The 13,888-nt window shown below is 73.4% G+C and carries 11 protein-coding genes; 9 read left to right on the top strand and 2 right to left on the bottom strand.

Annotated elements, in window-relative coordinates; translation table 11 throughout:
• The first annotated feature begins 65 nt into the window (after positions 1-65).
• From lepA to hemW, 3 genes are all read left to right on the top strand, one after another.
• Positions 66-1,934, top strand: coding sequence for a translation elongation factor 4 (lepA, locus tag ACZ3IL_RS07415; protein ID WP_467387557.1), 1,869 nt, complete (start codon positions 66-68; stop codon positions 1,932-1,934).
• Positions 1,935-2,181: 247 nt separating this feature from the next.
• Positions 2,182-4,059, top strand: a complete 1,878-nt coding sequence (locus tag ACZ3IL_RS07410) for an AMP-dependent synthetase/ligase (RefSeq protein ID WP_467387555.1) — start codon at positions 2,182-2,184, stop codon at positions 4,057-4,059.
• 59 nt (positions 4,060-4,118) lie between these two features.
• Positions 4,119-5,351 (top strand): radical SAM family heme chaperone HemW, encoded by a 1,233-nt coding sequence (gene hemW / locus ACZ3IL_RS07405; RefSeq protein ID WP_467387553.1) that lies wholly within the window; start codon positions 4,119-4,121, stop codon positions 5,349-5,351.
• Between the two features lie 9 nt (positions 5,352-5,360).
• Here hemW and ACZ3IL_RS07400 read toward each other — a convergent pair whose 3' ends face one another.
• Entirely contained in the window at positions 5,361-6,161 is an 801-nt protein-coding gene (locus tag ACZ3IL_RS07400) for a DUF3097 domain-containing protein (protein WP_467387552.1), read from the bottom strand.
• A gap of 10 nt (positions 6,162-6,171) precedes the next feature.
• On the bottom strand, positions 6,172-6,900 hold the full coding sequence (locus tag ACZ3IL_RS07395; protein WP_467387551.1) for an MBL fold metallo-hydrolase: 729 nt from the start codon (positions 6,898-6,900) through the stop codon (positions 6,172-6,174).
• Positions 6,901-7,046: 146 nt separating this feature from the next.
• Between ACZ3IL_RS07395 and hrcA the strand changes: the two genes are divergently transcribed.
• The 6 genes from hrcA to ACZ3IL_RS07365 all read left to right on the top strand — a co-directional run bounded on the left by hrcA (position 7,047) and on the right by ACZ3IL_RS07365 (position 13,873).
• Complete coding sequence (hrcA, locus tag ACZ3IL_RS07390; RefSeq protein WP_388693193.1) at positions 7,047-8,066, top strand: heat-inducible transcriptional repressor HrcA; 1,020 nt, start codon at positions 7,047-7,049, stop codon at positions 8,064-8,066.
• Complete coding sequence (gene dnaJ, locus ACZ3IL_RS07385) at positions 8,067-9,203, top strand: molecular chaperone DnaJ (protein WP_467387550.1); 1,137 nt, start codon at positions 8,067-8,069, stop codon at positions 9,201-9,203.
• Between the two features lie 108 nt (positions 9,204-9,311).
• On the top strand, positions 9,312-10,394 hold the full coding sequence (locus ACZ3IL_RS07380) for a nitronate monooxygenase (protein ID WP_467387549.1): 1,083 nt from the start codon (positions 9,312-9,314) through the stop codon (positions 10,392-10,394).
• Positions 10,391-11,134: a 16S rRNA (uracil(1498)-N(3))-methyltransferase gene (locus tag ACZ3IL_RS07375; RefSeq protein WP_467387547.1), complete on the top strand. Its 744-nt coding sequence runs from the start codon at positions 10,391-10,393 to the stop codon at positions 11,132-11,134. The genes ACZ3IL_RS07380 and ACZ3IL_RS07375 overlap by 4 nt, the downstream gene beginning before the upstream one ends.
• A gap of 202 nt (positions 11,135-11,336) precedes the next feature.
• Positions 11,337-12,728 (top strand): ATP-binding protein, encoded by a 1,392-nt coding sequence (locus ACZ3IL_RS07370; protein ID WP_467387545.1) that lies wholly within the window; start codon positions 11,337-11,339, stop codon positions 12,726-12,728.
• The gene (locus tag ACZ3IL_RS07365; RefSeq protein WP_467387543.1) at positions 12,725-13,873 is read left to right on the top strand and encodes a tetratricopeptide repeat protein; all 1,149 of its coding nucleotides are present in this window, start codon (positions 12,725-12,727) and stop codon (positions 13,871-13,873) included. Before ACZ3IL_RS07370 ends, ACZ3IL_RS07365 begins: the two co-directional genes overlap by 4 nt.
• Positions 13,874-13,888 lie beyond the last annotated feature (15 nt).

Genomic DNA, 13,888 nt, shown 5'->3' with positions numbered 1-13,888 from the left:
GCCGCCGGGCATGGGACCATGGAGCCTACGTATCGATCCGACATCGCCCCGAGACGAGACCCTGCGTGCCCGCGACTCCTCCCCACGTGCCCGAGCCGAGCCGTACCGACCCGGCTCTGATCCGCAACTTCTGCATCATCGCGCACATCGACCACGGCAAGTCCACACTCGCCGACCGGATGCTCCAGCTCACCGGTGTGGTCGACCAGCGGCAGATGCGTGCTCAGTACCTCGACCGGATGGACATCGAGCGGGAGCGCGGCATCACGATCAAGTCCCAGGCGGTCCGGCTGCCCTGGGCGCCGACCGAGGGGCCGGCCCAGGGCAGTACGCACATCCTGAACATGATCGACACCCCCGGCCACGTCGACTTCACCTACGAGGTCTCGCGGTCGCTGGCGGCCTGCGAGGGCACGATCCTGCTGGTGGACGCGGCCCAGGGCATCGAGGCGCAGACGCTCGCCAACCTGTACCTGGCGATGGAGAACGACCTCACCATCGTCCCGGTCCTCAACAAGATCGACCTGCCGGCCGCGCAGCCGGAGAAGTTCGCCGAGGAGCTGGCCAACCTCATCGGGTGCCAGCCCGAGGACGTGCTCAAGGTCTCCGCGAAGACCGGTCTGGGCGTCGAGGCGCTGCTCGACCGCGTCGTCCGGGACGTGCCGGCGCCGGTCGGCGTCGCCGACGCCCCCGCCCGCGCGATGATCTTCGACTCGGTCTACGACTCCTACCGGGGCGTCGTCACCTACGTGCGCGTCATCGACGGGCAGCTCAACAAGCGCGAGCGCATCAAGATGATGTCGACCGGCGCCACCCACGAGCTCCTGGAGATCGGCACCAACTCGCCGGAGATGCTGCCGGCCGACGGCCTGGGCGTCGGTGAGGTGGGCTACCTCATCACCGGTGTGAAGGACGTCCGCCAGTCCAAGGTCGGCGACACGATCACCTCGCAGTCCAAGGGCGCCACCGAGGCGCTCGGCGGCTACAAGGACCCGAAGCCGATGGTCTTCTCGGGCCTCTACCCGCTGGACGGCTCGGAGTACCCGGACCTGCGCGAGGCCCTGGACAAGCTCCAGCTCAACGACGCCGCGCTCGTCTACGAGCCGGAGACCTCCGCGGCGCTCGGCTTCGGCTTCCGCGTCGGCTTCCTCGGCCTGCTCCACCTGGACGTGATCCGCGAGCGCCTGGAGCGCGAGTTCGGCCTCGACCTGATCGCCACCGCCCCCAACGTGGTCTACCGCGTGCTCATGGAGGACGGCAGCGAGCACACGGTCACGAACCCGAGCGAGTTCCCCGAGGGCAAGATCGACAAGGTGTACGAGCCGGTCGTCCGCGCGACGATCCTCGCGCCCAGCGAGTTCATCGGCGCGATCATGGAGCTCTGCCAGAACCGGCGCGGCACCCTGATCGGCATGGACTACCTCTCCGAGGACCGGGTCGAGATCCGCTACACCCTGCCCCTCGCGGAGATCGTCTTCGACTTCTTCGACCAGCTGAAGTCCAAGACGCGCGGGTACGCCTCCCTCGACTACGAGCCCACGGGCGAGCAGGCGTCCAGCCTGGTCAAGGTCGACATCCTGCTGCACGGCGACAAGGTGGACGCCTTCTCCGCCGTCACCCACAAGGACGCGGCGTACGCCTACGGCGTGCGGCTCGTCGCGAAGCTGCGCGAGCTCATTCCGCGGCAGGCCTTCGAGGTGCCGATCCAGGCCGCGATCGGCTCCCGGGTCATCGCCCGCGAGACCATCCGCGCCATCCGCAAGGACGTCCTCGCCAAGTGCTACGGCGGTGACATCTCCCGCAAGCGGAAGCTGCTGGAGAAGCAGAAGGAAGGCAAGAAGCGCATGAAGATGGTCGGTTCGGTGGAGGTGCCGCAGGAGGCCTTCATCGCCGTCCTGTCGAGCGACGAGTCCTCCGGCAAGGGGAAGAAGTAGCCACGGGCGGACGAACCGGGGCGGACCGGGAACGGACCTGAACCGGAACCGGTCCGGAGTCCGCGACGGCCGCCCCGTGCGGCGAACGGGTCCACGCGCGAGCGCGCGTGGACCCGTTCGTTATGAAGCGACGACCTGCAAGACCTTACGCGTCCGACCCCCGCGCTCTAGTCTGAACCCGGCTCGAAGGTTACTCGCCAGTTAGTTACGCACCACCAGAAGGCACCGCCGCCGCCCGGAGGACGTCGTGAGCGACACACAGACCCAGATCGAGAACCGGCCGCCCTCCGTGGCGACCCTCTTCCTTGAGCGAGTCGAGCGGACTCCCGACGCGGAGGCCTACCGCTACCCGGTCCCCGCCGCGTCCGGGTCCGGCCCGGACGAGTGGAAGTCGCTCAGCTGGGGACAGGCCGCCGAACGGGTCTACGCGATCGCCGCCGGCCTGATCGACCTGGGCGTGCGGCCCGAGGAGCGGGTCGCCCTCGCCTCCTCCACCCGGGTGGAGTGGATCCTCGCGGACCTCGGCGTGATGTGCGCGGGCGCCGCGACCACCACGGTCTATCCGCAGACCAACGCCGAGGAGTCGGCGTTCATCCTCTCCGACTCCGAGTCGGGGGTCCTCATCGCCGAGGACGCCGCCCAGCTCGCCAAGGCCGTCGAGCGCCGCGCCGACCTGCCCGGCCTGCACCACGTGGTCGTCGTCGACGCCACCGGTGTCGAGGCCGACGGCGAGTGGGTCCTCTCCCTCGCCGACCTGGAGGAACGTGGCCGGGTGTACCTGGAGAAGCACCCGGAGGCGGTCAAGGAGCGGGTCTCCGCGATCACCTCCACGCAGCTCGCCACGCTCATCTACACGTCGGGCACCACCGGCCGCCCCAAGGGCGTCCGCCTCCCGCACGACAACTGGGCGTACATGGCCAGGGCCATCGCCGCGACCGGCCTCGTCACCCCGGAGGACGTGCAGTACCTGTGGCTGCCGCTGGCCCACGTCTTCGGCAAGGTCCTCACCTCGGGCCAGATCGAGGTCGGCCACGTCACCGCCGTCGACGGCCGCGTCGACAAGATCATCGAGAACCTTCCGGTGGTCCGGCCGACCTACATGGCGGCCGTGCCCCGCATCTTCGAGAAGGTCTACAACGGGGTCGCCGCCAAGGCCCGCGCCGGCGGCGGGGCCAAGTACAAGATCTTCCAGTGGGCGGCCGGAGTCGCCCGCGAGTACGCCAGGACCACCCAGGACAACTTCCTCCGCACCGGCACCGCCTCCGCGCCCTTCGGCCTCACCGCCCGGCACAAGGTCGCCGACGCCCTCGTCTACGGCAAGATCCGCGAGGCCTTCGGCGGCAACCTGCGCGCGTGCGTCTCCGGCTCCGCCGCCCTCGCCCCCGAGATCGGCTACTTCTTCTCCGGCGCGGGCATCCACATCCTGGAGGGGTACGGCCTCACGGAGTCCTCCGCCGCCTCCTTCGTCAACCCGGGCGAGGCGTACCGCACCGGCACCGTCGGCAAGCCGCTGCCCGGCACCGAGGTCCGGATCGCGGACGACGGCGAGATCCTGCTGCGCGGCCCCGGCATCATGGAGGGCTACCACGGCCTGCCGGAGAAGACGGCCGAGGTCCTGGAGTCCGACGGCTGGTTCCACACCGGCGACATCGGAGAGCTGTCCGCCGACGGCTACCTGCGGATCACCGACCGCAAGAAGGACCTGATCAAGACGTCCGGCGGCAAGTACATCGCGCCGGCCGAGGTCGAGGGCCAGTTCAAGGCGGTCTGCCCGTTCGTCTCGAACATCCTCGTCCACGGCGCCGACCGGAACTTCTGCACCGCCCTGATCGCCCTCGACGAGCCCGCCATCCTGGGCTGGGCCGCCGAGCACGGCCTCGGGGGCAGGACGTACGCCGAGGTCGTCGCCGCCCCGCAGACCCAGAAGCTCGTCCAGGGCTACGTGGACCGCCTCAACGAGGGCCTCCAGCGCTGGCAGACGATCAAGAAGTTCCGCCTGCTGCCGCGCGACCTCGACATCGAGCACGGCGAGCTGACCCCGTCGCTGAAGCTGAAGCGGCCGGTGGTGGAGCGGGAGTACAAGCACCTCATCGAGGAGATGTACGCGGGCTCGCGGGAGGCCTGAGCGGCGTCCCCGGCCGGCGGGCCGGCGGTTCACCCCGGGCGGTACGGGACAATGGGCCCATGCCTTCCGTACTGCCCGATGGTGAGACCGTTCCCGAGGACGGGGCGCTGCCCCCGCACGCCCTGGAAGGGGCCGGGGAGCGCCCGCTCGGGTTCTACCTGCACGTGCCGTACTGCGCGACGCGCTGCGGCTACTGCGACTTCAACACCTACACGGCGAGCGAGCTGCGCGGCACGGGGGGCGTGCTCGCCTCCCGGGACAACTACGCCGGACAGGTCGTGGAGGAGGTCCGGCTCGCCCGGAAGGTCCTCGGGGACGACCCCAGGCCGGTGCGGACCGTCTTCGTCGGCGGCGGCACGCCCACGCTGCTCGCCGCCGGCGACCTCGTCCGGATGCTGGGGGCGATCCGCGACGAGTTCGGACTCGCGGACGACGCCGAGGTCACGACCGAGGCCAACCCGGAGTCGGTCGACCCCGCCTACCTGGCGGAGCTGCGCGAGGGCGGCTTCAACCGGGTCTCCTTCGGGATGCAGAGCTCCCGGCAGCACGTCCTGAAGGTCCTCGACCGCACCCACACGCCCGGACGGCCGGAGGCGTGCGTCGCGGAGGCGCGGGCCGCCGGGTTCGACCACGTCAACCTCGACCTGATCTACGGCACGCCCGGCGAGACCGACGACGACTGGCGGGCCTCGCTCGACGCGGCGATCGGCGCCGGCCCCGACCACGTCAGCGCCTACGCCCTGATCGTCGAGGAGGGCACGCAGCTGGCCCGCCGCATCCGGCGCGGCGAGGTCCCGATGACCGACGACGACGTGCACGCCGACCGGTACCTGATGGCCGACTCCGTCCTGGGCGGGGCCGGTTTCGAGTGGTACGAGGTGTCCAACTGGGCCACTTCGGAGGCCGGGCGCTGCCTCCACAACGAGCTGTACTGGCGCGGCGCCGACTGGTGGGGCGCGGGACCCGGCGCCCACAGCCACGTGGGCGGGGTCCGCTGGTGGAACGTGAAGCACCCGGGGACGTACGCGGCGGCCCTCGCCGCCGGCAGGTCGCCCGGTGCCGGACGCGAGCTCCTCTCCGGGGAGGACCGGCGGGTGGAGCGGATCCTGCTGGAGCTGCGCCTCCGGGACGGGGTCGAGCTGGCCCTGCTCAGGCCCGCGGGGCTCGCCGCCTCCCGCAAGGCCCTGGAGGGCGGCCTCCTGGACCCCGGCCCGTACGGGGCCGGGCGGGCCGTCCTGACCCTGCGGGGGCGGCTGCTCGCGGACGCGGTGGTGCGGGACCTGGTGGACTGAGGGCGGCCCCTACGGCGCCGTCACGAAGTCGATCAGCTCCTCCACCCGGCCCAGCAGCGCCGGCTCCAGGTCCTTGTACGAGGTGACCCGCGACAGGACGTGCTGCCAGGCCGCGCCCGTGTTCTCCGGCCAGCCCAGGGCGCGGCAGACGCCCGTCTTCCAGTCCTGGCCGCGCGGGACCGCCGGCCAGGCGGGGATGCCCACCGAGGACGGCTTCACCGCCTCCCAGACGTCGATGTACGGGTGGCCGACGACCAGCACGTCCGGCGAGGTCACGCGCGCCGCGATCCGGGACTCCTTCGAGCCCGGGACCAGGTGGTCCACCAGGACGCCGAGGCGCGCGTCGGGCCCCGGACCGAACTCCGCGACGATCGCCGGCAGGTCGTCCACGCCCTCCAGGTACTCCACGACCACGCCCTCGATCCGCAGGTCGTCGCCCCAGACCCGCTCGACCAGTTCCGCGTCGTGGCGGCCCTCGACGTAGATCCGGCCCGCCCGCGCCACGCGCGCGCGTGCGCCCGGCACCGCCACCGAGCCGGAGGCCGTGCGGGTGGGGCGCGCCGGGGCGGCGGAGGGGCGGACCAGGGTCACGACCTTCCCCTCCAGGAGGAAGCCGCGCGGTTCCAGCGGGAAGACCCGGTGCTTGCCGAAGCGGTCCTCCAGGGTGACCGTGCCGGCCTCGCAGCGGATCACCGCCCCGCAGAAGCCCGTCGCGACCTCCTCCACGACGAGGTCCCGGTCGGCCGGGACCTCCGGGACGGGCGCCGGGCGCTTCCAGGGGGGCGTCAGGTCCGGGTTGTAGCTGCGCATTCGCAGGACGTTATGACACCTCGAAGCGGTGTGCCAGTTCCTCCCGCTGGCGCCGCACGAACGAGGCGTCCACCACCGCCCCGTGCCCCGGCACGTACACCGCGTCCTCGCCGCCGAGCGCGAGGAGCCGGTCCAGGGCGTCGGGCCAGCGGGACGGGATCGCGTCCGGACCCGCCTGCGGCTCGCCCGACTCCTCCACCAGGTCCCCGCAGAAGACCACCTCGGGCGGGCCGGGGACCAGGAGCACCAGGTCGTGGCCCGTGTGCCCGGGGCCGACGTTCGCCAGGAGCACCTGCCGGCCGCCCAGGTCGAGGGTCCGCTCGCCGGAGACCACGTGCTTCGGCGCCACCAGCACGTCCGCCGCCTCCGCCGCGGCCTCCGGGTCCAGGCCGTTCCGCACCGCGTCCGCGCGCAGCGCCTCCCGGTCCCGTTCCCGGCCGAGCAGTTCGTCCGTCCCGACCGCGCCGAGGACCTCCGCGCCCGAGAAGGCAGCCGCGCCGAACACGTGGTCGAAGTGCGGATGGCCCAGTGCGATGTGCGTCACCCTCCGTCCGCCCGTGAGTTCCGCCACCTGCGCCCGCAGCTCCGCGCCCTCGGTGAGCGACGACCCCGTGTCGTACAGGAGCACCGCCCGTTCCCCCAGGACGAGGCCCACCGTGGCGTCCCACCGGGGCAGCCGTCGCCGGCCCACCCCGTCCGCGAGCCGTTCCCATCCGCACGCTTCCCAGTCCACATCCATGCGGCGACGCTAACCGGTGGGGCGCCGCCTCCTTGCCAGGAGCGTTGTGTGCCGCCGTACACTGGCCGGGGCCCGTTGGCACTCGGACACGGCGAGTGCCAAAAGCGGAGCAACCGGAACGACGACGACAGCTGGAGGTGCGCACGATGCTCAGCGAACGCAGACTCGAAGTGCTGCGCGCCATCGTCCAGGACTATGTCGGGACGGAGGAGCCCGTCGGCTCCAAGGCGCTCACGGAGCGCCACAAGCTCGGCGTGTCGCCCGCCACCGTGCGCAACGACATGGCCGTGCTGGAGGACGAGGGCTACATCGCCCAGCCCCACACCAGCGCCGGCCGCATCCCGACCGACAAGGGCTACCGGCTGTTCGTGGACCGGCTCGCGGGCGTCAAGCCGCTGTCGACGCCCGAACGGCGGGCCATCCACAACTTCCTCGACGGCGCGGTCGACCTGGACGACGTCGTCGGCCGCACGGTCCGGCTGCTCGCGCAGCTGACCCGTCAGGTCGCCGTCGTCCAGTACCCCTCGCTGACCCGTTCGACCGTCCGGCACGTGGAACTGCTCTCGCTGGCCCCCGCCCGCCTGATGCTCGTCCTCATCACGGACACCGGCCGGGTCGAACAGCGGCTCGTGGACTGCCCGGCGCCCTTCGGCGAGACCTCCCTCGCCGACCTGCGGGCCCGGCTCAACAGCCGGGTCGTCGGCCGTCGCTTCGCCGACGTGCCGCAGCTGGTGCAGGACCTCCCCGAGTCCTTCGAGGAGGCCGAGGACCGCGCCACGGTCTCGACCGTGCTCGCGACCCTCCTCGAAAGCCTCGTCGAGGAGCACGAGGAGCGGCTGATGATCGGCGGCACCGCCAATCTCACCCGCTTCGGACACGACTTCCCCCTGATGATCAGGCCCGTCCTGGAGGCTCTGGAGGAGCAGGTCGTGCTCCTCAAGCTGCTCGGCGAGGCCAAGGAATCGGGCATGACCGTACGCATCGGGCACGAGAACGCCCACGAGGGGCTGAGCTCCACGTCCGTCGTCTCGGTCGGCTACGGTTCGGGCGGCGAGACAGTCGCCAAACTCGGCGTGGTCGGCCCGACCCGCATGGACTACCCCGGAACGATGGGAGCGGTACGCGCAGTGGCACGTTACGTCGGACAGATCCTGGCGGAGTCGTAAGTGGCCACGGACTACTACGCCGTACTCGGCGTGCGCCGCGACGCGTCCCAGGACGAGATCAAGAAGGCCTTCCGGAGGCTCGCGCGCGAGCTGCACCCGGACGTCAATCCCGATCCGAAGACGCAGGAACGCTTCAAGGAGATCAACGCCGCCTACGAGGTCCTCTCGGACCCGCAGAAGAAGCAGGTCTACGACCTCGGCGGCGACCCGCTCTCGTCCTCCGGCGGAGGCGGCGCGGGCGGCTTCGGAGCCGGTGGCTTCGGCAACTTCTCCGACATCATGGACGCCTTCTTCGGCACGGCCTCGCAGCGCGGCCCGCGCTCGCGCACCCGCCGCGGCCAGGACGCCATGATCCGTCTGGAGATCGACCTCAACGAGGCGGCCTTCGGCACCACCAAGGACATCCAGGTCGACACGGCCGTCGTCTGCGCGACCTGCTCGGGCGAGGGCGCCGCGCCCGGCACCTCCGCGCAGACCTGCGACATGTGCCGCGGCCGGGGCGAGGTCTCCCAGGTCACCCGTTCCTTCCTGGGCCAGGTCATGACCTCCCGCCCCTGCCCGCAGTGCCAGGGCTTCGGCACCGTCGTCCCGACCCCGTGCCCCGAGTGCGCGGGCGACGGACGGGTCCGCTCCCGCCGCACCCTCACGGTCAAGATCCCGGCCGGCGTCGACAACGGCACCCGCATCCAGCTCGCGGGCGAGGGCGAGGTCGGCCCCGGCGGCGGCCCCGCCGGCGACCTGTACGTCGAGATCCACGAGACCCCGCACGACACGTTCCAGCGGCGCGGCGACGACCTGCACTGCACGGTGACGATCCCGATGACGGCGGGCGCGCTCGGCACCAAGGTGCCGCTGCAGACCCTCGACGGCATCGAGGAGATCGACATCCGGCCCGGCACCCAGTCCGGCCAGTCGATCCCCCTGCACGGGCGCGGCGTCACCCACCTGCGGGGCAACGGGCGCGGCGACCTCGTCGTGCACGTCGAGGTCCAGACCCCGAACAAGCTCGACGCCGAGCAGGAGCGCCTCCTGCGCGAGCTGGCCAAGCTGCGCGGCGAGGAACGGCCCACCGGCCAGTTCCACCCGGGACAGCAGGGGCTGTTCTCGCGGCTGAAGGACGCGTTCAACGGACGCTGACGGGCGTCCGGCCGGAGACGGCGGGGAGAGGGGCGGCACTCCGGTGCCGCCCCCCTCCCGTGCCCGGCCCTTTCCCGCCCCCGCGCGGCGGCATGAAACGATGCCCGTATGTCCACCACCGCACTGAACGGCCTCTCCCGGTTCCCGATCGTGCAGGCCCCCATGGCGGGTGGCGCCTCCTGTCCCGAACTCGCCGGAGCCGTCTGCGAGGCCGGGGCGCTCGGCTTCCTGGCCGGTGGCTACAAGACCGCCGGAAGCCTGTACCAGGAGGTCAAACGGGTACGCGGGCTCACTGCGCGCCCCTTCGGGGTCAACCTCTTCGTGCCCGGGGACGGCCCGGCCGCCGACCCCGCCGCCGTCGAGGTGTACCGCCACCAGCTCGCGGGCGAGGCCGCCTGGTACGAGACCCCGCTCGGCGGGACCGACGACTCCCGCGACGACGCCTACGACGCCAAGCTGGCCATCCTCCTGGAGGACCCGGTCCCGGTCGTCTCCTTCACCTTCGGCTGCCCCGCGTCCGAGGTCCTCGCCTCCTTCGCCCGCGCGGGCACGTACACGGTCGTCACCGTCACCTCCGCCGAGGAGGCCCTGGCCGCCGAGCGCGCCGGTGCCGACGCCGTCTGCGTCCAGGGCGTCGAGGCCGGCGGACACCAGGGCACGCACCGCGACGACCCGGACGAGGACGGCGCGCCCGGCACCGGACTGCTCACCCTCGTCACCCAGGTCCGCGAGAGCGTGGGACTGCCCGTCGTCGCCGCCGGCGGGATCATGCGCGGCGCCCAGATCGCCGCCGTCCTCGCCGCCGGGGCCGACGCCGCGCAGCTCGGCACCGCCTTCCTGCCCTGCCCGGAGTCGGGCGCCCACCCGCTGCACAAACAGGCCCTGACGGACCCGCTGTTCACCCGGACCGCCCTCACCCGGGCCTTCTCCGGGCGTCCGGCGCGCGGGCTCGTCAACCGCTTCATGTGCGAGCACGGGCCGTACGCCCCCGCCGCCTACCCCGAGGTCCACCACCTCACCGCCCCCCTCCGCCGGGCCGCCGCCGGCGCGGGCGACGCCCAGGGCATGGCCCTGTGGGCGGGCCAGGGCCACCGCCTGGCCCGCGAACTCCCCGCCGGGCGGCTGGTCGAGGTCCTCGCCGCCGAACTCGGCACCGCGCTCTCCGAGCTGTCCCACAGGAGCACCCCATGACCGCACCCGTCTTCGTCGTCGACGCCGTCCCCGGCGCCGGGACCTTCCTCCTGGACGGCCCCGAGGGCCGGCACGCCGTCTCCGTGAAGCGGCTGCGGGAGGGCGAGGAGCTCGTCCTCGCCGACGGCCGGGGCCGCTGGGCCGCCTGCGAGGTGCTCGCCGCCGAGGGCAAGGACCGGCTCACCGTGCGGATCGCGGAGGTCCACGAGGACCCCGGGGAGGAGCCCCGGATCACCGTCGTCCAGGCGCTCCCCAAGGGAGACCGGGGCGAGCTGGCCGTCGAGACCATGACGGAGACCGGCGTGGACGCGATCGTCCCGTGGGCCGCCTCCCGCTGCATCACCCAGTGGAAGGGCGACCGGGGCCTCAAGGCCCTCGCCAAGTGGCGGTCCACCGCGCGCGAGGCCGGCAAGCAGTCCCGCCGCACCCGCTTCCCCGAGGTCGCGGACCTCATGACGACCAAGCAGGTCGCCGCCCTCCTCGCGGAGGCCGACTTCGCGGCCGTCCTGCACGAGGACCGCGACCACCCCAGCGGCGCGCTCGCCACCGCCGGCCTCCCCGCGAAGGGCTCGGTCGTGCTGGTCGTCGGCCCCGAGGGCGGGGTCTCCCCGGAGGAGCTGTCCGTCTTCGAGGCGGCCGGGGCGAAGCCGTACCGGCTGGGCCGCAGCGTGCTGCGCACCTCCACGGCCGGTACGGCGGCGGCGGCCCTGGTCCTGGGGCGCACGGGTCGCTGGAGCTAGGGCCCGCCCCGGGGCCCGCCCCAAGACCCGCCCCGGAGGCCGGTGCCGGTGCCCGCGCGCCGTCACCGGGCCGGACGACGGCCGCCCGTCCGTTCTTCCTCCCCGGCGGCGCGTCCGTCCGTCCCGTGCGGAGCGGCGTACGGGAAAGAGGACGGACGAACCCGGTGGACGGCCGCCCCAGGGGGCTCCTTAGGGTGGCCGCATGGCCGACGAGTCCCCCCTGATCCGCAGTCTCCGCGCCGCCGTGGCCGCCGCTCCCGGCGACGTGCCCCTGCGTCTCCACTTCGCCGGACTCCTCCTCGCGGAGGGGCGCGGCGACGAGGCCGTCGCGGAGGCGGCCGTCGCCCTCCAGCACGCGCCGGGCGACCCGGGCGCCCGCGCCCTGATGGCCCGCGCCATGGGGCTGCCCGCGACCGGCCCCGCCGCGCAGGCCCCGGGCCCCGCCGTTGAGTCTCCCGCCGCGCAGGCCCCGGCCCCCACCCCGCAGCCCCCGGGCCCCGCCGCTGAGTCTCCCGCCGCGCAGACGCCGGCCCCGGACCCCGCCGCGGAGCCTCCCGCCCCGGACACCCGGGATTCCGCGCCGGGCGCCGCTCCCGCCCCCTTCGACTGGGACGCGGCCGAGCAGCAGGTGCGGGACCTCGTCGGGCCCCGCTTCCTGGAGGACCCGCAGGCCGCCGACGGCGAGGGGACCGCCGGGGACGCCGACGCCTGGGACGTCGACGCCCCCGGCTCCGTGCGCCTGGCCGACGTCGGCGGCATGGAGGAGGTCAAGGACCGCCTGGAGGCCGCCTTCCTCGCCCCCATGCGCAACCCCGAACTGCGCAGGCTGTACGGCAAGTCGCTCCGCGGCGGCCTGCTCCTCTACGGCCCGCCCGGCTGCGGCAAGACCTTCATCGCCCGTGCCGTCGCGGGCGAACTCGGCGCGAACTTCCTCACCGTCTCGCTCTCCGACGTCCTCGACATGTGGATCGGCGCCTCCGAGAAGAACATCCACGACATCTTCGAGACCGCCCGCCGCCAGGCCCCCTGCGTCGTCTTCCTCGACGAGCTGGACGCCCTCGGCGCCAAGCGCTCCCGCACGCACCACAGCGGCCTGCGCAACGTCGTCAACCAGCTCCTCACCGAACTCGACGGCGTCGCGAGCGGCGCCGGGAACGAGGGCGTCTTCGTCCTCGCCGCCACCAACGCCCCCTGGGACGTGGACATCGCGCTGCGCCGACCCGGCCGCCTCGACCGCACCCTGCTGGTCCTGCCGCCGGACGCCGCCGCCCGCGAGGCGATCCTCCGCTACCACCTGCGCGAGCGCCCCGTCGAGGCCGTCGACCTCGGCAAGCTCGTCAGGGCCACCGAGGACTTCTCCGGCGCCGACCTCGCCCACGTCTGCGAGACGGCCGCCGAGGCCGCGCTCCTCGACTCCGCCCGCACCGGCTCCGTCCGCCTGATCACCACCAAGGACCTGCTCGGCGCGGCCCGGCAGATCAGGCCGTCCACGGAACCGTGGTTCGCCGCCGCCCGCAACGTCGCCATGTTCGCCAACGAGGGCGGCCTCTACGACGACCTGCTCGCCCACCTCAAGCGGAAGCGCAAGCTGTGACCGCGCGGGACGTCCCGGGACCCCGGGACGCTCCGGACGCGCGCGGCGTCCCCGGCGCCCCGACCGCGCTGCGGCGCGCCGAGGCCCTGTACGAGGCCGGACGGTACGCACAGGCCGGTGCGCTCGTCGCCCAGCACCTGGCGACCGAACCGGAGGACGCCGGGGCCCTGGTCCTGCTCGCCCGCTGCCACCACCGGAGCGAGGCCACGGCGGCCGCCCTGGCCGCCGTGGACCAGGCGCTGCGGGCCGAGCCCGAACTGCTCGGCGCGTGGCTGATGCGCGTCCAGATCCTCCTCTCCGGGAAGCGGTTCCAGGAGGCCGAGTCCACCGCCCGGCGGGCCGTCGCGCTCGCCCCGCACCACTGGGGCACCCACTACGCGCTCGGCACCGCCCTCACGGAACACGGCGAGCACGCCCGCACGCCCGCGCGCACCATCGAGGCGTACGAGGCCGCCCGGACCGCCGTGCGCCTCGCCCCCGAGGAGGACGCGGCCCACTTCCTGGTCGGCCTCACCGCCCAGCGCCTGGGCGACCACGCCACCGCGCAGCGGGCGTACGAGACGACGCTGCGCCTCAACCCGCAGAGCAGCGAGGCCCACAACAACCTCTCGCTCCTCCGGCTGCGCCGCCGCTGGTTCCGGCGCGGGGCGTGGACGCAGGCCGCCGAGGGATTCGTCGCCTCCGCCGCCCTCGACCTCCAGGACCGCAAGGCCCGTTACAACCTGGAGGCCATGGCCTGGAACGCCGTGGCCGGGGCCCGCTGGGTCGCGCTCGTCGGCTTCGTCGCCTCCGCGTTCGGCTCCGCCCCCGTCCGCGGCGGCGCGTCCGGGGCCGGGGCGGTCGTCCCGTTCCTGGTCGGCGCGGCCGTCCTCGCCGGCGCCTGGGGCGGCTGGGCGCTGTGGATGGCCCGCCGGGTGCCGCCCCGGCTGCGCCGCCCGATGTTCCTGGTGGCCCGGAGCTGCCGGCCGGTGATCGCCATGGCGGCGGCCGTGGGGCTCCTCGGGCTCCACTCGGTGGCGACGACGGTCCTCTGGTCCCTCGGCGCGGGAACGGTCGGCGGGCTCGGGACGCCGCTGTTCTGGGCCGTGATCGTCACGTACTGGGTGAGCCGGTCCGCCCTGAAACGCCGCGCGCCCAGGGACTGACCGGCCGGGGCAACG

Source organism: Streptomyces sp. NPDC014907 (assembly GCF_055562975.1).
This window is presented reverse-complemented; position numbering and strand designations above follow the sequence as displayed.